Origin of the sequence: Microbacterium sediminicola, from assembly GCF_039531125.1 — a bacterium.
GTDB lineage: Bacteria > Actinomycetota > Actinomycetes > Actinomycetales > Microbacteriaceae > Microbacterium > Microbacterium sediminicola.
This window is the reverse complement of record NZ_BAAAPL010000001.1, coordinates 1,062,858-1,088,950: the sequence shown is the minus strand read 5'-3', so window position 1 is coordinate 1,088,950 and position 26,093 is coordinate 1,062,858. Positions and strand designations below refer to the sequence as shown.

General features: G+C 68.4%; 22 protein-coding genes. 14 read left to right on the top strand and 8 right to left on the bottom strand.

Annotated features, from left to right (window positions below; genetic code table 11):
- The first annotated feature begins 72 nt into the window (after positions 1-72).
- Positions 73-450, top strand: coding sequence for a hypothetical protein (locus tag ABD206_RS05085; RefSeq protein WP_344070057.1), 378 nt, complete (start codon positions 73-75; stop codon positions 448-450).
- A 159-nt stretch (positions 451-609) separates the two neighbouring features.
- Here ABD206_RS05085 and ABD206_RS05080 read toward each other — a convergent pair whose 3' ends face one another.
- The gene (locus ABD206_RS05080; RefSeq protein WP_344070056.1) at positions 610-1,017 is read right to left on the bottom strand and encodes a DUF3054 domain-containing protein; all 408 of its coding nucleotides are present in this window, start codon (positions 1,015-1,017) and stop codon (positions 610-612) included.
- 104 nt (positions 1,018-1,121) lie between these two features.
- On the opposite strand from ABD206_RS05080, the gene trhO reads away from it, so the two are divergent.
- Together trhO and ABD206_RS05070 are read left to right on the top strand one after the other, a co-directional pair.
- On the top strand, positions 1,122-2,036 hold the full coding sequence (trhO, locus tag ABD206_RS05075; RefSeq protein ID WP_344070054.1) for an oxygen-dependent tRNA uridine(34) hydroxylase TrhO: 915 nt from the start codon (positions 1,122-1,124) through the stop codon (positions 2,034-2,036).
- Positions 2,037-2,193: 157 nt separating this feature from the next.
- On the top strand, positions 2,194-3,738 hold the full coding sequence (locus ABD206_RS05070; RefSeq protein ID WP_344070052.1) for a DEAD/DEAH box helicase: 1,545 nt from the start codon (positions 2,194-2,196) through the stop codon (positions 3,736-3,738).
- A gap of 33 nt (positions 3,739-3,771) precedes the next feature.
- On the opposite strand, the gene ABD206_RS05065 is transcribed toward ABD206_RS05070, so the two are convergent.
- The gene (locus tag ABD206_RS05065) at positions 3,772-4,719 is read right to left on the bottom strand and encodes an aldo/keto reductase (RefSeq protein ID WP_344070050.1); all 948 of its coding nucleotides are present in this window, start codon (positions 4,717-4,719) and stop codon (positions 3,772-3,774) included.
- Between the two features lie 134 nt (positions 4,720-4,853).
- Between ABD206_RS05065 and ABD206_RS05060 the strand changes: the two genes are divergently transcribed.
- Together ABD206_RS05060 and pgi are read left to right on the top strand one after the other, a co-directional pair.
- Complete coding sequence (locus tag ABD206_RS05060) at positions 4,854-6,476, top strand: hypothetical protein (protein ID WP_344070048.1); 1,623 nt, start codon at positions 4,854-4,856, stop codon at positions 6,474-6,476.
- Between the two features lie 37 nt (positions 6,477-6,513).
- Positions 6,514-8,193, top strand: coding sequence for a glucose-6-phosphate isomerase (gene pgi, locus ABD206_RS05055; protein ID WP_344070046.1), 1,680 nt, complete (start codon positions 6,514-6,516; stop codon positions 8,191-8,193).
- A gap of 591 nt (positions 8,194-8,784) precedes the next feature.
- Here the strand turns inward: pgi and ABD206_RS05050 are convergent.
- On the bottom strand, positions 8,785-9,000 hold the full coding sequence (locus ABD206_RS05050) for a DUF1653 domain-containing protein (protein WP_344070044.1): 216 nt from the start codon (positions 8,998-9,000) through the stop codon (positions 8,785-8,787).
- 98 nt (positions 9,001-9,098) lie between these two features.
- Between ABD206_RS05050 and ABD206_RS05045 the strand changes: the two genes are divergently transcribed.
- The 3 genes from ABD206_RS05045 (at position 9,099) to ABD206_RS05035 (ending at position 12,900) form a co-directional block, all read left to right on the top strand.
- Entirely contained in the window at positions 9,099-9,665 is a 567-nt protein-coding gene (locus ABD206_RS05045) for a ribonuclease H family protein (protein ID WP_344070042.1), read from the top strand.
- 32 nt (positions 9,666-9,697) lie between these two features.
- Positions 9,698-10,312, top strand: a complete 615-nt coding sequence (locus ABD206_RS05040; protein ID WP_344070040.1) for a hypothetical protein — start codon at positions 9,698-9,700, stop codon at positions 10,310-10,312.
- An 80-nt stretch (positions 10,313-10,392) separates the two neighbouring features.
- Positions 10,393-12,900 carry a DEAD/DEAH box helicase gene (locus ABD206_RS05035; RefSeq protein WP_344070038.1) on the top strand — a complete coding sequence of 836 codons (2,508 nt, stop codon included), beginning with the start codon at positions 10,393-10,395 and terminating at the stop codon, positions 12,898-12,900.
- Here ABD206_RS05035 and ABD206_RS05030 read toward each other — a convergent pair.
- Positions 12,897-14,933, bottom strand: coding sequence for an ATP-binding protein (locus tag ABD206_RS05030; RefSeq protein ID WP_344070036.1), 2,037 nt, complete (start codon positions 14,931-14,933; stop codon positions 12,897-12,899). The genes ABD206_RS05035 and ABD206_RS05030 overlap by 4 nt on opposite strands.
- Positions 14,934-15,023: 90 nt before the next feature.
- Here ABD206_RS05030 and ABD206_RS05025 point away from each other — a divergent pair, with 90 nt between their 5' ends.
- A complete protein-coding gene (locus tag ABD206_RS05025; RefSeq protein WP_344070034.1) occupies positions 15,024-15,386 on the top strand; it encodes a response regulator transcription factor in 363 nt (120 codons plus the stop codon).
- 62 nt (positions 15,387-15,448) lie between these two features.
- Here the strand turns inward: ABD206_RS05025 and ABD206_RS05020 are convergent, their stop codons facing one another.
- The 3 genes from ABD206_RS05020 to ABD206_RS05010 form a co-directional block, all read right to left on the bottom strand.
- Positions 15,449-17,509: an ATP-binding protein gene (locus ABD206_RS05020; protein WP_344070032.1), complete on the bottom strand. Its 2,061-nt coding sequence runs from the start codon at positions 17,507-17,509 to the stop codon at positions 15,449-15,451.
- A gap of 119 nt (positions 17,510-17,628) precedes the next feature.
- Positions 17,629-18,678 (bottom strand): LLM class flavin-dependent oxidoreductase, encoded by a 1,050-nt coding sequence (locus ABD206_RS05015; RefSeq protein WP_344070030.1) that lies wholly within the window; start codon positions 18,676-18,678, stop codon positions 17,629-17,631.
- Positions 18,679-18,773: 95 nt separating this feature from the next.
- Positions 18,774-19,922 carry a helix-turn-helix transcriptional regulator gene (locus ABD206_RS05010; protein ID WP_344070028.1) on the bottom strand — a complete coding sequence of 383 codons (1,149 nt, stop codon included), beginning with the start codon at positions 19,920-19,922 and terminating at the stop codon, positions 18,774-18,776.
- 165 nt (positions 19,923-20,087) lie between these two features.
- On the opposite strand from ABD206_RS05010, the gene ABD206_RS05005 reads away from it, so the two are divergent.
- From ABD206_RS05005 to ABD206_RS04985, 5 genes are all read left to right on the top strand, one after another.
- Positions 20,088-21,461 carry an FAD-binding oxidoreductase gene (locus ABD206_RS05005; RefSeq protein WP_344070026.1) on the top strand — a complete coding sequence of 458 codons (1,374 nt, stop codon included), beginning with the start codon at positions 20,088-20,090 and terminating at the stop codon, positions 21,459-21,461.
- A gap of 109 nt (positions 21,462-21,570) precedes the next feature.
- Positions 21,571-22,437 carry a GNAT family N-acetyltransferase gene (locus ABD206_RS05000; protein ID WP_344070024.1) on the top strand — a complete coding sequence of 289 codons (867 nt, stop codon included), beginning with the start codon at positions 21,571-21,573 and terminating at the stop codon, positions 22,435-22,437.
- A gap of 42 nt (positions 22,438-22,479) precedes the next feature.
- Positions 22,480-23,562 carry a DNA glycosylase AlkZ-like family protein gene (locus tag ABD206_RS04995; protein ID WP_344070022.1) on the top strand — a complete coding sequence of 361 codons (1,083 nt, stop codon included), beginning with the start codon at positions 22,480-22,482 and terminating at the stop codon, positions 23,560-23,562.
- Between the two features lie 49 nt (positions 23,563-23,611).
- Positions 23,612-24,316 carry an HNH endonuclease family protein gene (locus ABD206_RS04990; RefSeq protein ID WP_344070020.1) on the top strand — a complete coding sequence of 235 codons (705 nt, stop codon included), beginning with the start codon at positions 23,612-23,614 and terminating at the stop codon, positions 24,314-24,316.
- A gap of 56 nt (positions 24,317-24,372) precedes the next feature.
- Complete coding sequence (locus tag ABD206_RS04985; RefSeq protein ID WP_344070018.1) at positions 24,373-24,780, top strand: PPOX class F420-dependent oxidoreductase; 408 nt, start codon at positions 24,373-24,375, stop codon at positions 24,778-24,780.
- Between the two features lie 69 nt (positions 24,781-24,849).
- On the opposite strand, the gene ABD206_RS04980 is transcribed toward ABD206_RS04985, so the two are convergent.
- Positions 24,850-25,929, bottom strand: a complete 1,080-nt coding sequence (locus tag ABD206_RS04980; protein ID WP_344070016.1) for an FxLYD domain-containing protein — start codon at positions 25,927-25,929, stop codon at positions 24,850-24,852.
- Positions 25,930-26,093: the final 164 nt, after the last annotated feature.

Here is a 26,093-nt window from a genome sequence, read left to right as displayed (position 1 = left end):
ATTTGGTCACGATTCCCATACGTCTGCGCCGCACGCCTGCGTGCGAGCGGGGGGAACTGCCAGACTCGCGACATGAGAACACGTGCTTTTGGCGCCATCGCCGCCGTTGCCTTTGCCGCCGCGCTGACCCTGACCGGTTGCTCGTCAGGCGAGACCGGAAACGTCATCACCCCCGTCACGATGGATGCCGGTGATCTGCAGGGTGCCACCGTCGACCTCATCGTCGGACAGGTGCTCAACATCAACACCGGCGACCTCGCTGTCGACAGCTACTCGGGAGAGGTCGCCGACCCCGCTGTCGCGGAGTTCGTCCCCGGCCACACCGACGACACCGCCACCTTCAACCCCGGTGTGACCGCCCTCTCTGTCGGCTCGACCGAGGTCGTCCTGTCCAACTCGGACGGCGGCATCGAAGACGTGACCTTCACGGTCGACGTCACCGAGGAGTAAGCCGGGACAGCGCCTCGAGCCCACCGCCGCGCTCGAGGCATCCTCGTGCCCCCACTGCATGTCCCACTTTCTGCCCCAAGACCGCGAGCGAGTTTCGGGCCGAAAGTGGGACATGCGTGCGTCAGGAGTGGGACATGCCGGACTAGGTGGCTGTCGGGCTCAGGGGTCGGTGCGGGGGCGACGGCGCGCGAGGAGGGCGACGACGATCCGCCAGCCGACCAGGAACAGGCCGAGCACGATCGCCGTCACGATCGCGAACGCCATCTGCACGCCCTGCCCGCTGACGCCGCGCAGCAGCATCCCGCCGATCACCGTGTAGAGCCAGACGGAGATACCCGCGTTCAGGATCGCCGTCGGGAAGCGCCAGAGCCGCATCGCAGCCCAGCCGATCAACAGCGACACCACGAACGGCCAGCTGGTCTGCAACAGTCCGAGGCCGTTCTCGCCCAGGATGCCTTCGTCGTGGCTCGCCCGTCCGATCGCCGCGAACAGGATGACGAGCACGACATCTGCCAGCAGCGACAACCAGATCGTGCGGGGCGCGGGAGTCGGGTGAGGCGTCGGCATGACTCCAGTGTGACGCGAGAGGTCACAACACGCCGCACGAGCGCGCGCAGGGGCGACATGTTGCGACCCCTCGCGGGGGACGTCGGGCCGCGTACGCTTGCCTGGTGGCGCTTTCGAAGATCCTGCTCTACTACCGCTTCACGCCGATCACCGACCCCGACGCGGTGCGGCTGTGGCAGCGCGACCTCTGTGAGCTGCTGGGGTTGCGTGGGCGCATCCTGATCTCGAAGGACGGCATCAACGGCACGGTGGGCGGCGAGCTCGGTGCGATGAAGACGTACTGGCGCAAGACCCGTGAGTACCCGGGCTTCGGAGACATCGACTTCAAGTGGTCGGAGGGCTCCGGGCTGGACGAGAGCGGCAAGAGCCTGGACTTCCCGAGGCTGTCGGTGAAGGTCCGCGACGAGATCGTGAGTTTCGGCGCGCCCGACGAACTGCGCGTTGACGGGGCGGGAGTGGTCGGCGGTGGCACGCACCTGAGCCCCGGCGCCCTGCACAAGCTCGTCGCCGAGCGGGGTGACGACGTCACCTTCTTCGACGGCCGCAACGCGTTCGAGGCGGAGATCGGCCGATTCAAGAACGCGGTGGTGCCGGATGTCGCCACCACCCGCGACTTCGTCGCCGAGCTCGACTCGGGCCGCTACGACCACCTGAAGGACAAGCCGGTCGTCACCTATTGCACCGGCGGCATCCGTTGCGAGGTGCTCTCGAGTCTCATGGTCTCGCGAGGGTTCAGCGAGGTCTACCAAATGGATGGCGGCATCGTCCGCTACGGCGAGAGCTTTGGCAACACCGGCCTCTGGGAGGGTTCGCTGTACGTCTTCGACGGGCGTGAGTCGGTGAGCTTCGGCTCGGATGCCGCGACCATCGGCCAGTGCGTCGACTGCGGGGCCGCGACCTCGCGCATGGTCAACTGCGCCGACGAGGACTGCCGCGTGCGGGCCGTGCAGTGCGAATCCTGCGGACAGGCGGGGCTCACGCACTGCGCACGCCATTCCCAGGCGCAGCCGGTAGGCTAGGAGAAGCTTTGCGGCAATGCGCCGCGGCTTGCGTCGTCGATACGCATCCCGGCCATCTGCGCCGGCTCTCTTCTCGAACGGCGAACCGATGTGCGAACCCGCACCGTCGCCTCTTCCCGCGGCAGTCTCTGCCTGCGGCCTCACCGAAAGCACCACCATGCCTACTTTCCTTGATCTCGGCGTGCCGGCACCCCTGGCATCCGTCCTGTCCGCCTCGGGTAAGACCGAGCCCTTCGCCATCCAGCGCGACACGCTGCCCGACTCGCTCGCCGGGCGCGATGTCCTCGGCCGCGGGCGCACCGGGAGCGGCAAGACCATCGCCTTCTCGCTTCCGCTCGTCGCGCGTCTGACGACCGGTGCGCCCGGCCGTGCCGGTCGCCGTCCCCGTGGTCTCGTCCTCGCTCCCACGCGCGAGCTCGCGACCCAGATCGCTGCGACCATCGAGCCGCTCGCCGCGGTCGCGGGACTGAACGTCACCACGATCTTCGGCGGTGTCAGCCAGCGCCGCCAGGAGGATGCCCTCCGCACCGGCGTCGACATCGTCGTCGCCTGCCCCGGGCGTCTGGAAGACCTCATGAAGCAGGGCATCGCGAAGCTGGATGCCATCGAGGTGAGCGTGCTGGACGAGGCCGACCACATGGCCGACCTCGGGTTCCTTCCGGGCGTCACCCGCATCCTTGCCGCCACCCCGGCGGGAGGTCAGCGACTGCTCTTCAGCGCGACCCTGGATGGCGGCATCGACGTCATCGCCAAGCGCTTCCTCTCGCAGCCCGTGCTGCACGAGGTCGACGAGGCCAGTGTTCCCGCCGGAGTGATGACACACCGCGTGTTCCTCGCCGAGAGCCCCGAATCCAAGACCGCTCTCGTGCGCGAGCTCGCCTCGGGCCAGGGCCGCCGGATCCTCTTCACCCGCACCAAGCACCAGGCCAAGAAGCTCGCCAAGCAGCTCACGGCCGCCGGGATCCCGTCTGTGGATCTGCACGGCAACCTGTCGCAGAACGCGCGCGACCGCAACCTCGCCGCCTTCTCCGCCGACCCCGCCGAGGGTGGCGTCCGCGTGCTCGTGGCCACGGATGTCGCCGCGCGCGGCGTGCACGTCGACCAGGTTGAGCTCGTGGTCCACGTCGACCCGCCCGTCGAGCACAAGGCATACCTGCACCGCTCCGGCCGCACAGCTCGCGCGGGAGCGGAGGGCACCGTCGTCACGGTCGGGCTCGTGGCCCAGCGCGGCGAGGTCGCGCAGCTGCTGAAGAAGGCCGGGATCCAGGTGGCGTTCGAGACGGTGACGGCGGCATCCCCCGCCGTGGATGTGCTCGTCGGACCGCGAGCCCCGCACCGGATGCTGCCCGCAGACTCTCCTGTCGCCTCGGCGGCGCGCCCGCAGTCGGGCGGTCGCGGCTCGGCCGGTCGCGGTGCCGGTGGGCGCGGGAACGGTCAGGGCGGTCGTGGCCAGGGACAGGGCTCCCGCGGCCAGGGTGGACAGGGCCAGGGCGGCCGCGGACAGGCCTCGCGCGGTGGCCAGAGCACCGGCGCGAAGGCGAACCCCCAGGCGCACCCCGGAAAGCCCACCCACGCGCACAACCCTCGTCATGGTGCCGCCGAACACGCCGCATCCGGTCACGCCGCCGATGGCGCCGCACGTCGCCGCCGTCGCGGTTCGCGCGGCCGTGGCGGTCAGGGCCAGCGTCCCGCGGCCCAGTGAGTGTTCGCCGCCCGGGGCGCCCGGGCGGCCGCCTCAGATGTCGACCGGTGTCCAGTCCGACACGACGGTGAGCTCCTCCAGCTCGCCCGCTGTGAGCGAGAGCGTCGCGCCGGCGAGAAGACCCTCGACCTGCTCGAGCCGTGATGCGCTCGCGATGGGGGCGACGACGTAGGGCTGTTCACGCAGCCAGGCCAGCGCGACGGATGCCATCGTCGTGTCGTGCGCGCCGGCGATGCGTTCCATGACGTCCAGGATCTGCAGCCCCTGCGGCGTCGCGTACGCCGATGCCATCTTCGCGCGCGGTGACGCACCCTCGGCGATCTCGGTCGAGCGGTACTTGCCCGTGAGAAAGCCCGATGCCAGGCCGTAGTACGGGAGCATCCCGAGACCGAAATCCGCGGCGATCGGGGCGACATCGGCCTCGACATCGTTGCGGTGGACGAGGTTGTACTCCGGCTGCAGCGCAACGGGTGCCGCCACCCCGAGGTCAGCCGCCGTCGACATCCATGCCCGCAGGCGATCGGGTGTGAAGTTCGACAGGCCGATCGCGCGGATGAGGCCGGCATCCTGCAGTTCTGCGAACGCGGTCACCGCCTGCTCCAGAGGAGTGTCCGGGTCGTCGTAGTGCGCGTAGTACAGGTCGATGACCTCGACTCCCAGGCGCTGCAGCGAAGCCTCGGCCGCTCCGCGCACATTTCCGAGACCCGGGAACTCGGGGTGTCGGGCGACCTTCGTCGCGATCATCACCTCGGTGCCCGGGCGTGCGGCCAGCCACTCGCCGATCATCCTCTCGCTCTCGCCTCCGGTGTGCCCGGGAACCCACTTGGAGTAGGCATCCGCGGTGTCGATGAGGTTCCCGCCGCCTGCGGTGAATGCGTCGAGGATGCCGAAGGTCGTCTCCTTGTCGGCCGTCCAGCCGAACACGTTGCCGCCGAGGCAGAGCGGGAAGACATCAAGGGAGCTGGCGCCGATCGTGGTCATGCGCCCATCTTCTCAGGGTTATCCACATGTGGTGGCAGTCGGGGCGCGGATGTGTAACGCGCGTGTGTGACACTGACGCGCTGTTGATCCGCAGCACCCCGTCGCATCAGGCGACCTGCCGAGAGGTTCCGTGCATGTCCGTTCGCTCCCCGTTCCTGCCCGCGACCGTTGCGACGTTGGCGCTGCTGGCTGCGGGACTCGTGGCCGCCCTGCCCGCCCAGGCCGATGCCGCCGTGGCGGAGTGTGCGCCCGAATGGAGCGCCTCGACCGTCTACTGGGGCGGCGATACCGCGAGCGCGGAGGGGGTGAACTACCGGGCCAATTGGTGGTCCCGCGGGGACAGCCCCGTGACCCACAACGGTGTGGCAGGCACCGGACAGCCGTGGACGATCGTCGGCGCGTGCGGCGACGCGGATCCGACGCCGACGCCGACAGTGACACCGTCGTCCACTCCCGCCCCGTCGCCGACCGCGTCGGCAGCTCCCTCCGCCACCCCGACCAGCACGCCGTCCCCGACGCCGACGGCGACCTGCACAGCAGCGGCATGGAAGGACTCGACCGTGTACTGGGGAGGCGACCTCGCCTCGATCGGGAGCGTCACGTATCGCGCGAACTGGTGGACTCTCGGCAGCGATCCCGAGACCAGCAGCGGCGCAGCCGGCAGCGGTCAGCCGTGGACCGTCGTCACTGGCTGCGAGGCTTCCGATCCGACTCCGGAGCCGACCGTGACCGCCGAGCCGACGCCTGAGCCGTCCTCGACCGTGCTGCCGACACCCGAGCCGAGCGAGCCCGGGGAAACGGGTGTCTCCCCGGACTTCGTCTTCAGCGCGTACAAGGACGTCACGATCAACATGGACTGGAACACGCTGGAGATGAACACCCTCGTCACGGGGGAGCGCCTCGCGCTCGTCGGTGACGGCGGACTGCTCGACAGTGACCTCACCGCGTTGGATGCCGTGACCCTCGCCTTCGCGACGGGCCAGTGCGGAAGTGAGAACTGGGGAGGGGTGGCCGGCGCGGACTTCGCCGCCGCGAACGTGCCGATCCTGGATGCCGCGGATGTCGACTACGTCATCTCGACGGGTGGCGCCAATGGCGGCTTCCACTGCGATAGCGGTGCCGGTCTGGCGGCATTCATCGACCGCTATGCCTCGGACAACCTCACTGGAGTTGACTTCGACATCGAAGCGGGCCAGGCGGTGGCCGACATTCAGGCGCTCGCCGAGGCGGCAGCGGCGATCGAGGACAGCTACCCCGGCCTGCGGTTCTCGTTCACGATCGCGACGCTCGCTGCCAGCGACGGCAGCCTGGGTGGCGTGAATGCGACGGGGGATGCCACGGTTCACGCGGTGCGGGATTCCGGACTCGAGAACTACACCATCAATCTCATGGTCATGAATTACGGCACTGCGGGCGCCGGCTTCTGTGTGGTGGACGGTGCCGGCGGATGCGACATGGGCGCATCGGCCGTGCAGGCGGCGAAGAACCTCCACGCCACGTACGGCATCCCGCTGTCGAAGATCGAGCTGACACCGATGACCGGGCGCAACAACGTCGCGGACGAGATCTTCACCCTTGACGACGTCGACACGGTCATGGCGTACGCCCTCACGAACGGCCTCGCGGGGGTCCACACCTGGTCGCTGGACCGGGACACCCCGTGCGACGACGCATGGGCCTCGCCGGTGTGCAACTCCATCACCGACGGCACCGCGCCGCTGGATTACACGAACCGCTTCCTCGCGGCGCTGGGGTGACCTGCGGCGCCGGCGTGTGCTCGGCTAGCGTGAGGGTATGAGCACGCCTGTCGACGCGACGACCACCCCCGCCTGGACCGAGCTGACCGCTGCCGCAGCCACGCTGCAGCCGAACTTGCGCGAGTGGTTCGCCACCGACTCGGGACGGGTTGAGCGCTTCACCCACACCCTTGCCGACCTGCACGTCGACCTCTCGAAGAACCTCGTGAACGACGAGATCCTCGGCCAGCTCGTGGCGCTAGCCGAGCAGACCGGTGTCGGCGAGCGGTTCGCGCAGATGCTGGAAGGTGTCCACATCAACACCACCGAGGATCGCGCCGTGCTCCACACGGCCCTTCGTCGTCCCGCGGGTGTCAGCCCGGCGCTGGTCGTAGACGGCCAGGATGTCGACACCGATGTCCACGCCGTCATCGACGCGATGAGCGCCTTCGCCGAGCGCGTCCGCTCGGGGGAGTGGACCGGGATCACCGGCAAGAAGGTCACGCACGTGGTCAACATCGGCATCGGCGGCTCCGATCTCGGCCCCGTCATGGTGTTCGAAGCGCTGAAGCCGTACGCGACGGCCGGGATCGAGGCGCGCTTCGTCTCGAACATCGATCCCACCGACATGGCGCAGAAGACAGCCGATCTCGACCCCGAGACGACGCTGTTCATCGTGGCATCCAAGACGTTCACGACGCTCGAGACGCTCACCAACGCCCGCCTCGCGCGGGACTGGCTGTGGGCCGGGCTCATCGCCGCCGGTGCGATCGACGGCACTGATGCGGCCAAGACGGATGCTGTCGCCCACCACTTCGTCGCCGTATCGACCGCGCTCGACAAGGTCGCGGCCTTCGGCATCGACACCGACAACGCCTTCGGATTCTGGGACTGGGTGGGCGGTCGCTACTCCGTCGATTCCGCCATCGGCCTCTCGCTCGTGATCTCCCTCGGGCCGGATGTCTTCCGCGACCTGCTCGCCGGCTTCCACGCCGTCGACGTCCACGTTGCCACGACACCGCTGGCCGAGAACGTTCCGGTGCTGATGGGTCTTCTGAACGTCTGGTACTCGAACTTCCTCGGCGCGCAGTCCCACGCCGTGCTGCCCTACGCCCAGCAGCTGCACCGCTTCCCGGCGTATCTGCAGCAGCTGACGATGGAGTCCAACGGTAAGTCGGTGCGCTGGGACGGCAGCCCCGTCACCACTGACACCGGTGAGGTCTTCTGGGGTGAGCCCGGCACGAATGGGCAGCACGCGTTCTACCAGCTGATCCACCAGGGCACGCGCCTGATCCCGGCCGATTTCATCGCCTTCGTGAACCCCGCCTACCCGCTCGAGGACGGCGGCCGCGACGTGCACGGGCTGTTCCTGGCGAACTTCCTGGCCCAGACCAAGGCCCTCGCCTTCGGGAAGACCGCCGAAGAGGTGGAGGCCGAGGGCACCACCGGCGCGCTGGTGGCCGCGCGCACCTTCCCGGGCAACCGCCCGACGACATCCATCTTCGCGCCCGCGCTCACCCCGTCGGTGCTGGGTCAGCTCATCGCCCTCTACGAGCACATCACCTTCACGCAGGGTGCGATCTGGGGTATCAACTCCTTCGACCAGTGGGGCGTCGAGCTGGGCAAGCAGCTGGCTCTGCAGATCGCCCCGGCGATCGAAGGTGATGCCGAGGCGCTGGCCGCGCAGGATGCGTCGACCCGGGGCCTTCTGGAGTACTACGCGGCACATCGTTCGTAGGGCGCTGTGCCGACCGACCTCGCGGAGGTTGGAGATATCCCGGGGGTAGGCCAGCGCCGGGGCGTGTCGTCCTGTTCTCGCGATTTTTCCTACGCTCGCGAGGAGTGCAGATCCCAGAAGTGTGGGGTCGAAGTCTCCCCGGTCCGCTGGGATGGTCACCGACGTGCCCTCACACGGATCCTCGAAGAGTCCCCTCTTCGAAAGGTTCCTCGTGCAGGTGATCACCGCGCAGCTGAACGCCGCCGACGAATCGGTCCGGTGAGTACGCCCTGACGGTCTATGCGGTGGATGCTGCGGGCACTACGACCCGGCTCGATGCCGTCGTCGTACGGATTCAGCAGGGGATGCCGGTTCTGGCTGGTCTGACCCTGACGCTCGCGGGGTCGGGAAATCCCGGGGACCGATGCGGTGAGCGCCTTCGCCGTAGACCTTGCCGGCACTCGCACCGAGGCATCGCTCGAGTACACCGTGCTCGCATTCGCGGCGCCCGCGCGTGCGCCGGCATCCGCAGGTGCGGCCGATCCCGTGACTGCGACCGCGAGCGATTGCGCGCCTGCGGCGGCAAGTAGCGTCGCTGCGGGGAGGCTCGCGTCAGGACGTCGTGATGGGCGCGAACCGCGGACCGCGGTAGCCGTCGCGGTCGACCTCTTCGCTCCACATCGAGGCCGGCCTCACCCACATCCCGCCCTCGCCGTCGCATGGTCGGTAGACGACGAACTCCTCCTCGGTCTCGCTGTGGCGGGCAGTGCCGATCACCTCGTACTCCGCTCCCTTGAAGTGTCGGTAGCGTCCCGGTTCGATCGTCATCCACCCAGGCTATGCGGGCCCGGCGGTGTGCAACTCGGCCCGGCGGTGTGCAACTCGGCGCGGGGATGTGCAACTCGGCGGGTGGGAGGATGGAGCACGTGCCAGAACCGTTGCAGCCGCATCCGACCGACCACTACATCGTCGCGACGGACGGGGCGTGCAAGGGAAATCCCGGTCCCGCCGGGTGGGCGTGGGTGGGCGAGGACGGCAACTGGGCCGCCGGCTCCCTCCCGAACGGCACGAACAACATCGGCGAGCTGCTCGGGCTGTTGTATGCGATCGCTGATCACTCCGACGTGCGGGAACTGGTCATCCAGGCAGACTCCAAGTACGCGATCGACACCTACTCGTCGTGGATGGACGGACACCGCCGCCGCGGGTGGGTGACCAGCGCGAAAAAGCCCGTCGCCAATCGCGACATCCTCGAGCGCCTGATCGCCGCCCGCGACTCCCGCCGTGCCGCCGGGATGCCGGATGTCGTGCTCGAGCACGTGCGCGGACACAGCGGACATCGCCTCAACAGCTGGGCCGATGAGCGCGCCGTGCGCGCCTCGCAGCACGCGGCGAAGGGTGAGGAGCTGACGTGGACCTCGCTGCGGGGACTCGAGCTGCTGGATGTCACGGTCGACCCGCCCAAGAGCGCGGCCGATCGACCGGGCCGCTGACCACCGCGCGGCGCGCGGGTTAGCCTGTTCGCGTGACGACTCCCGTGCGCCTGCGCCGCGCGATGACCCTGGCCGGTCTCGCGCTGATCACGCTGATCGCTGCGGGGTGCGCATCCGCTCGCACCTCGACGTCAGCTGATGATCCGGTGCCCGCCGCGCTCGAAGAGCGTCTTGTCGCCCTCGATGACGCGGTGACGCAGTGGCAGCAGGCGATGGACCTCCCCGACGCTCTGCGTGCAGCCGAGGCGGCGCGCAACCTCGTGGTGGGCCCCGACAACGCGCTGTATGGCGACGCGGACGGCGACGGCACGGTCTCGGGGGAGAACGGGGAGGGGCTCCTTCCCGGCGAGACCGGCGCACCGGGGCTGGCCCAGGAGTACGTGAACGCCTGCGTCGAACGCGACGTGCTCGGTGGGTCGTGGCAGGATCCGCAGGCGCGCTGGGATGAGTTCGACGAGGTTCTGGCGGCGTGGTCGCCGGCCGGGAACACCATGCCACAGCTCGCCAGCCACCCGCAGCGCGTCGTCGGCTGGGCGACTCTGACCCTCGCGGAGGGGACCGACCTCGACACCGCCCACGAATTCGCCGGGCATGCCAGGCTCCACGTCGACGTCACCGACGCCGCCGTGTACTCCTGCGCGAGCTGATCGCCGCGCGCCCGCGTGAGAGGTCCCGCGTGTGTGAGACGCCGCGCGTGGGAGGCCGCGGGCGTGGGAGAGTGGGGGAGATGTCCGCCTCGATCCTCGACCTCGTCCGGCAGGGCGCGGAGCCTGACGATCAGTACCTCGGGTTCGTCTCGTGGGCAGAGTCCCGCGGCATCCAGCTGTACCCGGCGCAGGACGAGGCCGTCATCGAGCTGGTCTCCGGCGCGAACGTGATCCTGTCCACCCCGACCGGCACCGGCAAGAGCCTGGTGGCGATCGCCGCGCACGCCGCCTGCCTGGCCCGCGGCGGTCGCACGTACTACACGGCCCCGATCAAGGCCCTCGTCAGTGAGAAGTTCTTCGCGCTCGTCGACATCTTCGGCGCCGACAACGTCGGCATGGTCACCGGTGACTCATCGGTGAACCCGGATGCGCCGATCGTGTGCTGCACGGCGGAGATCCTCGCCAATATCGCACTCCGCCACGGCGCGGATGCCCCGGTGGACCAGGTCGTCATGGACGAGTTCCACTTCTACGGCGATCCCGATCGCGGGTGGGCCTGGCAGGTACCCCTGTTGCTGCTCTCGCGAGCCCAGTTCCTGCTGATGTCGGCAACCCTCGGCGACGTGACTTTCCTGGCCGAGGACCTGACACGGCGGACCGGGCGGGAGGTCGCGCAGGTCACGGGCGTCGAGCGACCCGTGCCGTTGCACTTCTCGTACGTGCGCGCGCCCGTGCACGAGACCGTCGAAGAGCTGCTCCAGACCCGCCAGGCGCCGATCTACATCGTGCACTTCTCCCAAGCGGCGGCCATGGAGCGCGCCCAGGCGCTGGCGAGCATCAAGATCGTCACCCGCGAACAGCGCGACGAGATCGCCGAGGCGATCGGCGGGTTCCGCTTCACCACCGCATTCGGGAAGACCCTCTCGCGCCTGGTGCGGGCCGGCATCGGGGTGCATCACGCCGGGATGCTTCCCCGCTATCGACGCCTGGTCGAGACGCTCGCCCAGCGCGGGCTGCTGCGCGTGATCTGCGGCACGGACACGCTCGGGGTCGGGATCAATGTGCCGATCCGCACGGTGCTGATCACGGCGCTCGCCAAGTACGACGGGCAGCGGATGCGGCAGTTGACCGCCCGCGAGTTCCACCAGATCGCGGGTCGCGCGGGACGTGCCGGCTTCGACACCGCGGGCACCGTCGTCGTGATGGCGCCCGATCACGAGATCGAGAACGCCGCGGCGATCGCCAAGGCGGGGGATGACCCCAAGAAGCTCAAGAAGATCGTGCGCAAGAAGGCGCCGCAGGGGTTCGTCAACTGGAGCGAGACCTCCTACGAACGACTGATCGAGGCCGAAGCCGAGCCGCTCGTCCCCCAGCTGCAGCTGAGCGCTGCGATGATCATCAACGTCATCGCTCGAGGTGGAGACGTGTTCGCCGACATCCGGTCTCTCGTGTTCGACAACCATGAGTCGCAGGCCAGGAAGTACGCGCTGGCCCGCCGGGCGCTCGGGATCTTCCGGACACTCCGCGATGCCCAGATCGTCGAGGTCGACGACGCGGGCGGCATCCGACTGACCGTCGACCTGCAGCCGAACTTCGCCCTCAATCAGCCGCTCTCGCCGTTCGCCCTCGCCGTGATCGAGGTGCTCGACCCCGACGACACCCCCGGGGCGGCCGGGACGGGACATTACGCCCTGGACGTCGTGAGCGTCATCGAATCGACGCTGGATGATCCCCGACCCGTCCTCTCCCAGCAGCAGTTCCGCGCCCGCGGCGAGGCTGTCGCGGCGATGAAGCGCGAGGGACTCGACTACGACGAGCGCATGGATGCCCTGGAGGAGATCACCTGGCCCAAGCCCCTGGAAGAGCTGCTCGCCCAGTCGTACGAGGTGTTCGCGACCAGCCAACCCTGGGTGCGTGACTTCGATCTGTCGCCGAAGTCCGTCGTGCGCGACATGTTCGAGCGCGCGCTGGCGTTCGGCGAGTTCATCGCGGAGTACCAGCTGGCCCGTAGCGAGGGTCTCGTGCTGCGATACCTCAGCGATGCCTACCGGGCGATCCGCCAGACGGTGCCCTCCGATGCGCAGACGACGGAGCTGCGGGATCTGATCGAGTGGCTCGGCGAGCTCGTGCGCCAGGTCGATTCGAGTCTCGTCGACGAATGGGAGGCGCTCATATCCCCGCCCGACGACCCGACGGCGCCGCTCGTGCCTCCTGCGCCGCCCTCGGTGCTCACCAACCGGCGCGCCTTCACCGTGCTGGTGCGCAACGAACTGTTCCGACGCGTGCAGCTGGCTGCACTCCAGCGCGATGACGAGCTGGTCGCGTTGGATCCCGACGTCGACTGGCCGGCGGCGCTGGATGCGTACTTCGATGAGCACGACGAGATCCTCACGGGCGGCCCGGCCCGCTCCGCGGGACTCGTCGATATCGACGAATCGGATGCGGGATCTGGCATCTGGCGGGTGGAGCAGACGATCGACGATCCGGCAGGTCACCACGATTGGCGCATCCGCGCCGAGGTGGACCTGGAGGCATCGGTCGAGAGTGGCACCGCCGTGGTGCGGGTGACCGAGGTCGTACGCCTCTAGATCTCAGGGTCTGAAGCCGGGGCCGGTTCCGACGTGGGAGCCGGGAGCAGCAGTGTCGCCCTGACCCCGTGGCCCGGCTTGGAAGCGAGCTCGACCGTGCCGCCGTTGTTGAGGGCGAGCTCTCGCGCGATCGCGAGGCCGAGGCCGGTGCCGGGTGTGCTCTCCTTCTCGGCCTCGGGAGCACGATAGAAGCGCTCGAACACGTGCTCGAGCACATCGGTGTCGATGCCCGGACCCGTATCAGTCACCGTCAGTCGTGTCCCCGCCCGGGGTGCCGCATCCGCGCCCTGGAGGATCTCGTCGCTGGCGGATTCGAGAGTGACTTCTCCGCCGCGGGGGGTGAACTTCACGGCGTTGGATGCGAGATTTCCGAGGGCTCGCACGATCTCGGCGCGAACTCCCATCACCTCGCCGGCGCAATCGCCGACCGTGAGCGTCACGCCCCGTTCCGCAGCCACGGGGTTCAGGATGCACACGACCTCATCGATCAGATCGTGGCCGGAGATGCGTTCCACGGCGCGGGTGAGTTCACTCCGGTCGGTCGCGCGACTCAGTGCCAGCAGGTCTTCGACGAGGCCGCGGAGCCTGACCGTGTTGCGGTCGATGACCTGGATCCACTCGCGAGCCTGGTCGGTGAGGTCGGGTTCTTCCTCGAGGAGCTCGATGTAGCCGGAGATGCTCGTGATCGGGGTGCGCAGTTCGTGGCTGGCGGTGGCGACGAAGTCCTCCTGGCGGCGGTCAAGCTCGAGCCGGGCCGCCATCGTTGCCGAGCGCTCGCGCTCGATGATCAGCTGCGCCTGTGTCGCCTGCACGCTTGCGGTGATGTCGAAGATCTGGACGGCGACACGGGAGGGGTCGCCGGTGACAGGCGAGACATCGAGGTTCAGCACGAGACCATCCGGGGTCTCGAAGGTCGCGAAGCGCTCGTTGCGCAGACTCGCTTCGGCGCGCGCGCGGATGGGGCCGGAGAGCCAGCGTCGATGGCCATCGACCTCGCGCTGCAGCATCTTCTGTGCGGCGGGGTTGGCGAGGAGCACATGCCAGGTTCGCCCTGCCCGCTCGACGATCACCAGACCCACCCGAGAGTCGAGGAAGCCGCCCGTGAGCAGCTCGGCGTAGTTGCGAGAAGCACGGTTGGCGTCGAGCAGTTCATAGCTCGATGTCGACAGGAAGAGGTTGTACAACCCCGTGATGAGAAGGAAGAAGGCGAGGACCGTTGTTTGCGCGACCGGGCTGAGTGCCGAGGAGCTGAACGGGCCCACGCCGCCCACTGTGAAGGCAAGCATGGCGATGCCGGTGAGCAGGGTTTCGCTGATCGCCCCCCACATCGGCAGGCGGTAGGAGCCCCAGGCGAGGAGCCCGACCACCACGAACGCCAGCGGGAGGCCGGGTTCACTCACGGCCAGCAGCGTGAGCGTGCCGCAGAGAACGACGATTTGGGCGACGACCTCGACTCGTGGCGCCGACATCTTCAGGCGCGGTGCGAGGGCGGCGAACGGCGCGATCATCGCAATGGCGGCCGCGTGAGAGGCGGTGACGTGGATGGTCACCTCCGCGAAGTCGCCGCCGCCGATCACGACGATGAGACCGACGAGCAGGCCCAGCACGGTGGATGCTGCCAGCGTCGCCAGCGCGAACCGCCACGCGTGCGGAATCGTCCGCAGGAGGAATCGTCGGTCCCCGCGGCGGGCGAGCATGAGAGCGAAGACAACGATCTCGAGCGCATTCGCGAATCCGAACGCGACGGAGGTGATCGGGTCGCGGCCGCCCACGGCGTTGGCGGCGGCCGTGACGATCACGACCATCACCGTGACCGCCCACAGGCGTGAGCGCGGATTCATGAGCGCGAACCACGCCGCGATGCCCGCAGCCGGCCACCACGCTGCGACGGGGCTCTCGGGAGGTGTGAACGCGATGCCGGCACGTGAGGCGACGAAGATCGCGATGATCACGACGAGCCACATCCACCAGGGCGAGGCACGTCGCACCGGCGCCGTGGTCGCGCGCAGGTAAGAGAGCTGGCCCGTGCTCATACATGCGAACGTAGCGGCAGTCGATGGGTTGCGCGGGATCACGGGTAGGTTGTGTGTGATCGGTGAGCGCGAGGTGTGGAAGGGGAACCGATGGCCGAGATTCTCGTCGTCGAAGACGACTCTGATGTGGCGCACCTTCTCAACGTGCGTCTCACCCGCGGCGGGCACGATGTGTCGCTGGCTGCCGACGGTGCGGCCGGCCTGACGGCAGCGCGTGCCGGACACCCGGATCTCGTCATCCTGGACTGGATGATGCCCCTCAAGAACGGGCTCGAGGTGTGTACGGAGCTGCGTGCCAGCGAGGACTTCTCGGCGACCAAGATCATGATGCTGACGGCCCGCACCACCCAGGAGGACATCGATCGTGCGATGGCCGCGGGTGCCGATGACTTCGTCACCAAGCCGTTCTCGCCGCGGGCACTGGTCGAGCGCGTCGAGAAGCTCATCGCCTGAGGGCGCTGACACCGGCGTCGAGGCACGTCTGCGCGCTCTACGGAGCTAGGCGCTGAACGGAGTTAGGGGAGAGCCCGCTGCTGGTCTTCCTGCCGTGGGGTGTGTCGGTGAGACGGCACAGGATCAGCGGGCAACAGCAGTGTCGCGACCACTCCTTTCCCGTCAGGAGACTCCACGGAGAGCGACCCTCCGTTTGCATGTGCTAGTTCCCGAGCGATCGCGAGACCGAGTCCCGTCCCCGGAGTGTTCTCGCGCTGGGCAGCAGGGGTTCTGTAGAACCGTTCGAACACGTGGTCGAGTTCGAGAGTGTCGATTCCGGGGCCGGTGTCGGTCACGACCACAGCCGTTCCCGCGACCCGACCACCGCCGGGTTGGGTGAGCGTGTCGACACCCGGGCGTGTCGCGATCTCGACCCGACCATCGCGGGGCGTGAACTTCACCGCGTTGGAGACGAGGTTGTTCAGCGCGCGGGTGATCTCGCTTCGCACCCCGGTCACGACACCGTCCTGCCCGGTGATGACGAGGTCCACCCCGCGATCGTTGGCGGCGCAGAGGAATGTCGTCCGGACTTCCTCGGCCAGCTCTCTTGCGGACAGACGAGCGACGTCGTGCTCGTGCGCCGATCGATGTGTTGCGCGGCTCAGAGCGAGAAGGTCCTCCACCAGCGCGGCCAGTCTTTGTGTGTTGTTGCGGATCACCGCCGTCCACGTCCGGGCCTCGGCGGGAAGTTCCTCTTCTTCGAGCAGCTCGAGGTACCCCGAGATGCTCGTGATGGGCGTCCGCAACTCGTGGCTGGCGGTGGCGACGAAGTCCTGCTGACGCCTGTCGAGCTCAAGCCTCTCGGTCAGTGCGAGGTTGTGCTCCTTCTCGGCGACGAGTTGCGCGCGAGTGGCCCGAACCGTGCCGGTGATGTCGATGATCTGCACGGTGACGCGCACATCGTCGTCGTCAACCGGTGACGCATGTATCGTCAGTGATCGTCCATCCGGGGTCTCGAAGGTGAAGGGCATCCCCGAGGCGAGGGATTCCCCGACGCGTTGGCGAAGGCCGCCCTGTCTCCACTGTTCGGACATGACCGGGTCTTGCAGAAGCTCGTCCGCGGCGGTGTTCGACAGCACGATGTGCCACCGATCGTCCAGGCGTTCTGCGATGATCACTGCCACTCGTGAGTTGAGCAGGCCTCGCGTGAACAGGCCTGAATAGGTGGTCGCCGCGCGATTCGCGTCGCGAATCTCGTAGCTCGCCGTGGAGAGGAACAGGTTGGATGCCGCGATGATGAACAGGAACAATGTCGCGAACGCCGTCTGCACGCTCGGCGACAGCGAGGGCTCGCTGAACGGACCGTAGCCGCTCATCGTCATCCCCAGCACCGCTACGCCGACGATGAGCGTCTCTGTGTAGGCGCCGCGGATCGGGAGGCGGTATGACCCCCACGCGAGCAATCCGACGGGAAGGAACGAGAGGGGGACTCGTGCTCCGGCCACGGCGAGGAATCCGAGTGTCGTGAACAGAATGATCGCTTGGATCACCATTTCGCCCCACGGGATCCGCTTCATGATGTTGGGCGGCAGCGCGGCGAAGGGCGCGATCATCAGTATCGCCGCCGCGTGTGATGGCGCGACGTGAATGAAGGTCTCTGTGAAGCTCCCGCCGCCGATAGCGACTGTCCCGCTGATCACGAACCCAAGGGTCGTCGAGCCCGCGACGACCGCCAGAGCGAAGCGCACCGCATGCCGAACCGAGCTGAGGAGGAAGCGGTTATCCGAACGATCGCGACCGTCGACGATAGCGATGAAGACCCAGACCTCCACCGCGTTTGCCACTCCGAACGCAAAGGAGGAGGGCAGGTCACGACCTCCCGCCGCATTCGCTGCGGTGAGGACCACCACCACGACGACGAAGATTCCCCAGCGTGCTCTGCGCGGTGCAAAGAGCGCGAAGAGAGCGGACAGCCCCGCCGCCGGCCACCACACCGCAATCGTCCCTCCCGGTGGCGTGAGAACGATGCTTGCCGACGCTGTGAAGAACAGAGTCACCGCGGCGACGAGCCACACCCACCACGGGGGGAGTCGACGAAGGGCGGGGCGGGACCCTCGAAGGGAGGCGGGTACGGACGGTGTCATGGGAGCGGCGATTCGGGGTCGGGCGGTGATCCGGGGGCGATCACGAGGCTGATCGGTACATGAACCCCACTTTTTCACAACTCGCCGAGATTCCCGCGAACGTGCGCTGCTGGCCCTGTCTAGGGCAAAGACCCGCCCTTGACCTCACGATTCGACTTCCATCCGAGGGCTGGCGCCACGTGCGTCGCGAACGACTCCACGACGCGCAGATTGAACTCCACCCCCAACTGGCTGGGGATCGTGAGCATCAGCGTGTCGGCCGACATGACGGCGGCGTCCGCCTGTAGCTGCTCGATGAGGGCATCGGGCTCTGCTGCATAGGTCTTGCCGAAGGTCGAGCGGAACCCGTCGATATAGCCGATGCCGTCACCCTCTTGCCGTCCGCCGAAGTACATGTGGTCCTCCGCTGTGACGAGCGGGAAGACGCTGCGGCTGACCGAGACGCGAGGCTCGCCGGCGTGCCCGGCATCCTTCCACGCGGAGCGGAACGCATCGATCTGGCGGGCCTGCAGGATGTCGAAGGGCGTGCCGTCCGCCTCGGTGAGCAGGGTCGAGGACATGAGATTCACGCCCGCCCGCCCGGCCCACTCGGCGCTGTCGCGATTGCCGGCTCCCCACCAGACGCGGGAGCGCAGACCAGGGGAGTGCGGCTCGATCTGCTGCATGCCGCTCCCGCCGCCGAACGGGCTGGACGCGTCGCGCTGCGCGAGGCCCTTGCCGTCGATGGCGTCCAGGAAGCGATCGAAGTGCTCGCGCGCGAGGTCCGCGCCCCGCTCATCCTTCGCGCCGGTGTACCCGAACGCCTCGTATCCCCGGACGACGGTCTCGGGCGACCCGCGGCTGACGCCGAGCGCGAGCCTGCCGTCGCTGATGAGGTCCACCGCGGCGGCCTCCTCTGCGAGATAGAGGGGGTTCTCGTAGCGCATGTCGATGACCCCGGTGCCCATCTCGATGCGCTCGGTCTTTGCCGCGATCGCGGCCAGCAGCGGCATGGGCGAGGACTGCTGGCGCGCGAAGTGGTGCACACGGAAGTAGATGCCGTTCGCGCCGAGCTCATCCATACCCTGTGCCAGATCGATGGCCTGGTGCATCGAGTCGCGGGCGGTGAGGATGTGCCCGCCGCCCAGGGGCCCGTAGTGGCCGAACGAGAGTGTGCCGAATCGCTGCATGTCGGTTCCAACCTTCGGAAGGGCAGAAAGTATTCCCGTGAATGGATGCCGTGAGGATCCCCCGTCAGACTATCCGTGACCGCAACCGCCGCGGTTCAGCCGCCGAGCGAGCGCTCGGCTCCGACGAACCAGCCGGTCGCGCCGAGTTCGCCGCCCCAGCGCGGGACGTACTGGTCGAAGTACACGCGGGACACCAGCTCGCGCCTGCTCGTCACGCCCGCCTTCTCGAACACCGACTTCAAGTGGTCCTGCACGGTGTACGGGGAGACGTGCATCGTGGCGGCGATGTCCTTCGTGTCCGAGCCGCGCAGAACCAGAGCGACGACCTCTCGTTCGCGCGAGGTCAGGCCGAAGGCTGCTGCGACGATGTCGATGACCTCCTGCGGACGCGCCTCTTCGATCGTGACGACGACATCACCTGCCCGCTCGTCGCGTCCGCCCAGAGGCGCTGCGTGCACGACCAACCAGACCCCGTCCTCGGTGCGCAGTCGCACTCGCGGGGTGGTCGAGATCTCTCCGCGTGCGAACCGGCGAGCGCCGCTGACGAGGGCTTGCACGACGGAGAAAGGATCGCCCGCGTTCGGCACGCTCGCGATGCGCGCCAGCTGGGACGCCGCCCCCGGGCTCACCTGCGCGAGGCGGTCGTGCGCGTCGACGATCACGACGGCCGGGCCCGAGTCGGTGACGCCGTCGATGCGGTTGACCTGTGCGAGCAGGCCGGTGCGGATGCCGCGGGAGAAGGAGGGCGCCATCTTCGCGAGCAGTTCGAGTTCGTCGCGCGTGAACGGCCCGTCCTCCGACGTGCGGAACAGTGAGATCGCCCCCCAGGCGCCGCTGCGATCAGTGAAGACGACGCGCGCTTCGTCGACGTAGTCGAAGCGCGGCTGCAGGAACTCGGCCATGCGGATCGAGGCATCGAGGTTGCCATCGAACTCGTGATGCACCCCGACGGCTACCTTGCCGTCCACGACCATCTGCGCGATCGAGGTCGGATCGTCTTCGCCGTACTCGATCTGGGCCCAACGGATGTCGTCCCCGTTGTTGCCCGCGAGACCGGCGTACTTCCGGGTGCTCGAGACCATCGCCGTGGCGGGGTCCAGGGTCGAAGAGCACGCGGCGACAAAGGGCACAGCCCGCTGTAGGGCTTCGGTGGCCTCATCCATGAACTGCGTCACGGTCAGCCCCGCGCGCGAGACGACATCCAGGTCGCTCAGGGCGCGTCCGCGCGCAAGTGCGGTCAGCATGTGAACAGTGTGACGCCCCGGGCGTGTCGCGGTCTATCCCAGACTTCTGGGGAGTGCCGCTCTCCCAGGCTCGCGGGCCAGAAATCCCCCCAGATCTGGGATAGACCGAAGCTGCACACCGCTTCATGCTGAGGTCCTCACCAACCTCTGACAAGGACTACAGAAATGACATTCCAGACCCTTACTGACCCGGACGCCGCGCTCTCGCTGCGCGACGCGCTCGGGGATCGCATCGTGCTGCCGGCCGAGCCGGCGTACGACAGCATGCGCCGCGCATGGAACCTCGCGATCGACCAGCGCCCCTTCGCCGTCGCGCACCCCACCTCCGCGGAGGATGTCGTCGACATCGTGCGCGCGGCTGTCGCCGCCGACCTGCGTGTCGCCCCGCAGTCGACCGGCCACGGGGCCGCCGGCTTGGCCGATACGGACCTGTCGCGCACCGTCCTGGTCTCGCTCGCGCTGCTGCGCGGCGTGACCGTGAACCCCGCCGAGCGGACCGCGCGGGTCTTGGGAGGAAGCCTCTGGCTCGACGTGCTCGAAGCCGCCGCTCCGCACGGTCTGACCGCCCTTCACGGCAGCGCCGGGGATGTCTCTGTCGCCGGCTACAGCCTGAACGGCGGACTCTCCTTCTACGCGCGCCAGCATGGCATGGCCGTGAACGCCGTGCGCTCGATCACGATCGTCACCGCGGACGGGGTTCTGCGTACCGCGAGCACGACCGAGAACCCCGAGCTGTTCTGGGCGGTGCGCGGTGGTTCGGGCGCGTTCGGTGTCGTCGTCTCGCTCGAGATCGATCTGCTTCCTTACGCGGAGATCTACGCCGGGATGCTTCTCTGGGACGCCTCGCACGCATCCGAGGTCGGCCGCGCATGGCGCGAATGGACGCTCACCGCTCCGGTGTCCGCGACCACGACCTTCCGTGTGCTGCACTTCCCGCCGGTTCCGGAGCTTCCGCCCTTCCTGAGCGGCCGATCGGTGACGGTGATCGACGGGGTTGTGCTCGAGTCCGACGAGGATGCCGCGGCGCTCCTGGCTCCGCTCCGCGCCCTCACGCCCGAGATGGACACCTTCGGACGGATGCCGGCGGCCGGCCTCGTGCACGTGCACATGGATCCGCCCGAGCCTTCGCCGGCACTCGCGGCACACACGATGCTCGCTGACCTTCCGGTCGAGGCGTTGGACGCGTTCGTCGCGGCCGGCAGTGTGCCGAGCCCGATGATGGCCGAGATGCGACACCTCGGCGGTGCCGCGGCCACGCGTCCCGAGGGTGCGGGAGCGGTCGGAGCCGTCGACGCCGAGTATCTCGTGGCCGGCATCGGCATGGTGCCCGTGCCCGAGATGGCGCCGACCGCACGGATGCTGACACACAGTCTGATGGCCACCATGGAACCGTGGGCCGCGCCCTCGCGCGCACTCACGTTCATGGACGGCGAGGTCGACCGTGCACCCGGGTTCGGGGAGTCCGCTCAACGCCTGGCGGAACTCAAGCGCCAGTACGACCCCCGAGACGTGTTCGCCGCCGCCAACCCTGTCGCCTGAGGTGGGAGGACCACGGATGCCTCCCGGTGTGGGGTCGCTCGGGGCGACCTACCGGGAGGCAGCCGTCTCGCTATCGTGAGCCGCGAGGCATCCACGGTCGGGAGGCGAGATGGGAAAGCAGTCGGAATACGAGATCCGCGTGCTCGAGCGCGGGGAGGTCGAGCACGCAGTCGCCTGGGCGGCGCGTGAGGGATGGAACCCCGGTCTCGCGGATGCGGACGCGTTCGCCGCGGTGGATCCGGGCGGATTCTTCGGCGGTTTCCTCGGGGGTGAACTGGTCGCGGTCATCTCCGCGATCCGCTACGACGCGGGGTACGGCTTCGTCGGGTTCTACATCGTCGACCCCGACCATCGCGGGCAGGGCCTCGGCCTGCGGCTGTGGAACGCGGCGCTCGCGCACCTGGACGGGGTGCGCACGGTGGGCCTGGACGGGGTGGTCGACCAGCAGGACAACTATCGGGCCTCGGGCTTCGTCCTCGCGCACCGCAATGGGCGATACGCCGGCCACGCGCCGTTCGCGCTGGCCCCGGCATCCGAGTCGGGAACGATCCGGGATGCCGAAGGCGTGTCTTTCGATGATCTCGTCGCCTACGACGCCGCTCATTTCGGCACACCGCGCCCGGGCTTCGTGCACGACTGGATCACGCTCCCCGGGCATCGCGCCCGGGTGGCGGTGGATGCTGACGCCGTGCGCGGCTTCGGTGTGCTCCGTCCCTGCGGTGAGGGTTTGAAGGTCGGTCCGCTCTTTGCCGAGGATGCCGGCGCCGCCCGCGCGCTGCTCGCCGACCTGGTGGCAGAGGTTCCCGACAGCGAGACGGTGTTCCTCGATCCGCCGACGACCAACCCCGAAGCGCTGGCCCTCGTGGCGGAGCTGGGCATGGATCCGGTCTTCGAAACAGCGCGAATGTACCGCGGCCCTGCCTTGGACCTCCCGATCGGCGAGGTCTTCGGCATCTCCACGTTCGAGCTCGGCTGAGTGGGACAAGACCTGTCAGAGCCGCTCACTAGAGTCGAGCCCATGACGCACCACCTCAGCCGCGACGAGGCGCGACGCATCGCCGTGCGCGCGCAGTTGCTGGATGCCCAGCGGCCGGGGGACGTCGTCGAGGTCGCCGAGCAGCTCGGATGGATCAAGATCGATCCGACCGCGGCGATCACCACCAGTGAGCACGCGATCCTGTGGGCGCGGATCGGGTGGGGGTACGAGCCCGGCCAGCTGCAGAAGGCCGTCGAGGTCGATCGTCAGCTCTTCGAGTTCGACGGCACTCTCCGGCCGATGAGCGTGCTCGGTCCGCTCCTGACGGTCAGTCGACATCGTCGGCTCTACGCTGATACCGGCACGTGGCTCGCGGCCAATGAGCGGTTCGGTCGTGACGTGATCTCTCGACTGCGCGCCGAGGGGCCGATGCCGGCCAGCGCGATCCCCGACACGAGCCAGGTGCAGCGGTCCTCCGAGTCCGGTTGGTACGGCGCCAACCAGGTGCCCCGCATGCTGGAGGTGCTCTCGCGTCTCGGGGAGGTCGCCGTCGTCGGGCGGCAGGGTCGCCTGCGGGTGTGGGATGTCGTCGAGCGGGCCTATCCGGACGGCGTGCCCGACCTTCCCCTCGATGAGGCCGAGCGGCTGCTGGCCGAGCGGCGCCTGCAGGGGCTCGGTATCGCGAAGAAGTCGGCGATGAGTCCGGTCGGCACTGCGGGCGAACCTGTGACGATCGAGGGACTTCCCGGGACGTACCGGGTCGATTCTGAGGCGCTGGCAGCGCTGGATGAGGACGAGGGAGGCCGCGTCGCCATCCTCAACCCCTACGACGTCTCGCTGTACGACCGGCGCCGCCTCCGCGACCTCTTCGGCTTCGAGTACAAGGTCGAGCAGTTCGTCCCCAAGGCCCAACGCGTGTACGGGTATTTCGCCCACCCGGTCCTCGTGGGCGACCGGTTCATGGGCCTGCTGGATGCCGAGCATGATCGTAAGCGCGAAGTGCTGCGGGTGAACGCGCTCCACGAACTGGAGCAGTTCGAGCCGGAGGAGCTCGAGATGGTGCACGCCGAGATCCGAGACCTCGGCGGCTGGCTCGGCGTCCCCGTGGTCGGGCTGGGGGACTGAGATCGCTCGTCGACGGACCGCTTCCGCGAGTGCCCGCGCGCGGAGATGGATGCGGCGCAGCATCCTGGTGGCGGGCGCCATCGCCGTCGCGCTCGGCGCACTCGTGCTGTGGGGACCGGCGGTGCCGGTGCTCATCCCCTCCGAGCCGTCGCCGGGAGCGGGCGCGGTGGCCGTCGCCGCGGAGCACCCCTTCGCCATCGGCGACGCGCAGTCGGCGCGGGATCAGCTCGCGGGCCTGTCGATCGTGTCGGGGTGGTCACCGGCCGACTACGACCGGGATGCGTTCGGTGAGGCGTGGTTCGACCTCGACGGCAACGGATGCAGCACCCGCAACGACATCCTGGCGCGGGATCTGCTCGAGGTGACCTTGCGCGAGGACGGCTGTCGGGTCGCGACCGGCACGCTCATCGACCCGTACGACGGATCTGTCACCGACTTCGTCGCCGGCCCCGACACGTCGCCCGCGGTGCAGATCGACCATGTCGTGGCCCTGGCGTGGGCGTGGCGGCACGGGGCGGATGCCTGGAGCGACGAGCAGCGCATCGCGTTCGCGAACGACCCCGGCAATCTCGTGGCGGCCTCCGCCGCAACCAACCAGGCCAAGAGCGACGAGAGTCCCGCGGAATGGCTGCCGGGGGATCTCGATTTCGCGTGTCGATTCACGATCGCGTGGGTGGGCATCGTCGAGACCTACGGGCTCGGCGTGAGCACGGCGGAGGCGGAGACCATCCGACAGGTGCTGGAGGGCTGCTGATCTCGGCGCGGGCGGATCGGCCGCATCCGGGTCCCGGGCGTGCAGGATCGCCGAGAATGGAAGGCGTGTCAGTGAACGAGCTCATTCCTCCCGCCTTCCTGCCCCTGCTCGAGCGACCGCTCTACGGTCACCTCGCCACGATCAGGCCCGACGACACCGTCCAGGTCACCCCGATGTGGTACGAGTTCGACGGCGAGTTCGTGCGGTTCACCCACACGACGAAGCGCCAGAAATACCGCAACCTCCGTCACAATCCCGCAATGGCGCTCTCGATCGTCGACCCCGACAATCCCTCGCACTACCTCGAGGTCGCCGGCGCTCTCGTCGAGGTCGTCCCTGACCCGGAGGGCGCGTTCTTCCAGCGGCTGCAGGTCCGGTACACGGGCGCGAGTGCCGCGCCGCCGCCGGATGCCGCCGACCGTGTCGTTCTGGTGATGTCGATCGCTCGGGTCACCAAGCAGTGACCCGAGCGGTGCGGGCCGGATGTGGACGCTCCCACCCGCACCTCGGGCCGTGCCGGGTCTCTGCCGGCGCTACAGGCTCGCGTACACCTCGAACGTGGCATCCGCGGGCATGATCTCCCAGAAATCGATCTCGAACTGAGCGCCGCCACCGGCGGGGAGCCGGTCGACGAAGGTCCAGTCTCCGCCGATGATCTGGCCGCTCGCGTCGCGGACGACGGCCTCGACCTCGACGAGCTCCTGATCTGCGTCGAAATCGCCGTACAGCACGCCCGTGACCACCGACGAGAAGTCATCGGTCGTGGCCGCGAGGTCCTCGGTCCAGAACTCTCCGGTCTCGGCGAAGGGCGAGTAGAGGGCTTCGTCGGCGGTCGGACCATAGATGTCCAGATTCGCGATCTCGGCCGTTCCGATCTCGTAGAACGTGCCGACGATCGCCGCCGTGCCCGACAGAACCGTGCGGTACTCACCGTAGCTGTCGAGGATGACGCCGTTCGCATCGACGGCTTCGATGTCGATGTCGGCGTAGTCGAAGATGTAGTCCTCATTCGGGTTCTCGAACAGCACCACGAACCACCAGGCGTTCTCGTCGTAGCTGGTCGGTCCGAACGCGACCTCGGTCACTTCGAGTTCGAGTGCGCCCGATTCAGGGACGACCACCTCGTCGTCCTCATCCATCGGCTGTTCGGTGATCGTGCCGAACTCCTCTTCGAGAGCCTGGTTGAGGGCGGCTCCGCTGATGAGGGCGATCGAGACGAACGTCATGACGATGCTCACGATCCACCCGACGACCGAGATGATCAGCGCGGCGATGCTCATGCCCTTTCCGCCGTGCTTCTTGCTGATCAGTGCGATGAGGCTGATGATGAACGCCGCCAGCAGCACGAGGCCGGAGATCCACGTGACGAACGGGATCACGGCCATCACGATCCCGACGATCGCGATGATCAGGGCGACCATCGCGAGGGTCTTCGGTCGCGAGTCGGGCGCTGCCGGGGGCGGTGTCGGTGCGCCATACTGCGGGGGCTGTCCGGCGGGCGGGTAGCCGGCGGGTGGTGGGGGATACGCCGCCGTCGGCGCAGTGGGCTGAGCGGGAGTCTGCGGGAGCGGCGTGGGTGTGTCACCGCCGGCCGGTGGGGTGTTCTCGGACATCTCGTATCCTCCGGTTTCGTGCGTCGCTGCACCGCTCCTGGCGGGACCGCCAGGAGCGGGCCGCCACCTGGGGCGGGCTCCTGAGCCACACGCTACTCAGAACGGCGGCCGCCGCAACCGTCGTTGTGCCCGCACGGCCGTGAAAACCCCCCGCCCCCTCGCCG

Excerpts from the sequence above, each read along its gene's own strand:
- ABD206_RS05085 (WP_344070057.1), top strand. The coding sequence starts at position 73 with ATGAGAACACGTGCTTTTGGCGCCATCGCCGCCGTTGCCTTTGCCGCC.
- ABD206_RS05030 (WP_344070036.1), bottom strand. The coding sequence starts at position 14,933 with ATGAGCACGGGCCAGCTCTCTTACCTGCGCGCGACCACGGCGCCGGTG.
- ABD206_RS05050 (WP_344070044.1), bottom strand. The coding sequence starts at position 9,000 with ATGACGATCGAACCGGGACGCTACCGACACTTCAAGGGAGCGGAGTAC.
- ABD206_RS05065 (WP_344070050.1), bottom strand. The coding sequence starts at position 4,719 with ATGACCACGATCGGCGCCAGCTCCCTTGATGTCTTCCCGCTCTGCCTC.
- ABD206_RS04990 (WP_344070020.1), top strand. The coding sequence starts at position 23,612 with ATGCGGCGCAGCATCCTGGTGGCGGGCGCCATCGCCGTCGCGCTCGGC.
- ABD206_RS05010 (WP_344070028.1), bottom strand. The coding sequence starts at position 19,922 with ATGCTGACCGCACTTGCGCGCGGACGCGCCCTGAGCGACCTGGATGTC.
- ABD206_RS04995 (WP_344070022.1), top strand. The coding sequence starts at position 22,480 with ATGACGCACCACCTCAGCCGCGACGAGGCGCGACGCATCGCCGTGCGC.
- ABD206_RS05035 (WP_344070038.1), top strand. The coding sequence starts at position 10,393 with ATGTCCGCCTCGATCCTCGACCTCGTCCGGCAGGGCGCGGAGCCTGAC.
- ABD206_RS05005 (WP_344070026.1), top strand. The coding sequence starts at position 20,088 with ATGACATTCCAGACCCTTACTGACCCGGACGCCGCGCTCTCGCTGCGC.
- pgi (WP_344070046.1), top strand. The coding sequence starts at position 6,514 with ATGAGCACGCCTGTCGACGCGACGACCACCCCCGCCTGGACCGAGCTG.
- ABD206_RS05000 (WP_344070024.1), top strand. The coding sequence starts at position 21,571 with ATGGGAAAGCAGTCGGAATACGAGATCCGCGTGCTCGAGCGCGGGGAG.
- ABD206_RS04980 (WP_344070016.1), bottom strand. The coding sequence starts at position 25,929 with ATGTCCGAGAACACCCCACCGGCCGGCGGTGACACACCCACGCCGCTC.
- ABD206_RS05080 (WP_344070056.1), bottom strand. The coding sequence starts at position 1,017 with ATGCCGACGCCTCACCCGACTCCCGCGCCCCGCACGATCTGGTTGTCG.
- ABD206_RS05025 (WP_344070034.1), top strand. The coding sequence starts at position 15,024 with ATGGCCGAGATTCTCGTCGTCGAAGACGACTCTGATGTGGCGCACCTT.
- ABD206_RS05020 (WP_344070032.1), bottom strand. The coding sequence starts at position 17,509 with ATGACACCGTCCGTACCCGCCTCCCTTCGAGGGTCCCGCCCCGCCCTT.
- ABD206_RS05070 (WP_344070052.1), top strand. The coding sequence starts at position 2,194 with ATGCCTACTTTCCTTGATCTCGGCGTGCCGGCACCCCTGGCATCCGTC.
- ABD206_RS05015 (WP_344070030.1), bottom strand. The coding sequence starts at position 18,678 with ATGCAGCGATTCGGCACACTCTCGTTCGGCCACTACGGGCCCCTGGGC.
- ABD206_RS05060 (WP_344070048.1), top strand. The coding sequence starts at position 4,854 with ATGTCCGTTCGCTCCCCGTTCCTGCCCGCGACCGTTGCGACGTTGGCG.
- ABD206_RS04985 (WP_344070018.1), top strand. The coding sequence starts at position 24,373 with ATGGAAGGCGTGTCAGTGAACGAGCTCATTCCTCCCGCCTTCCTGCCC.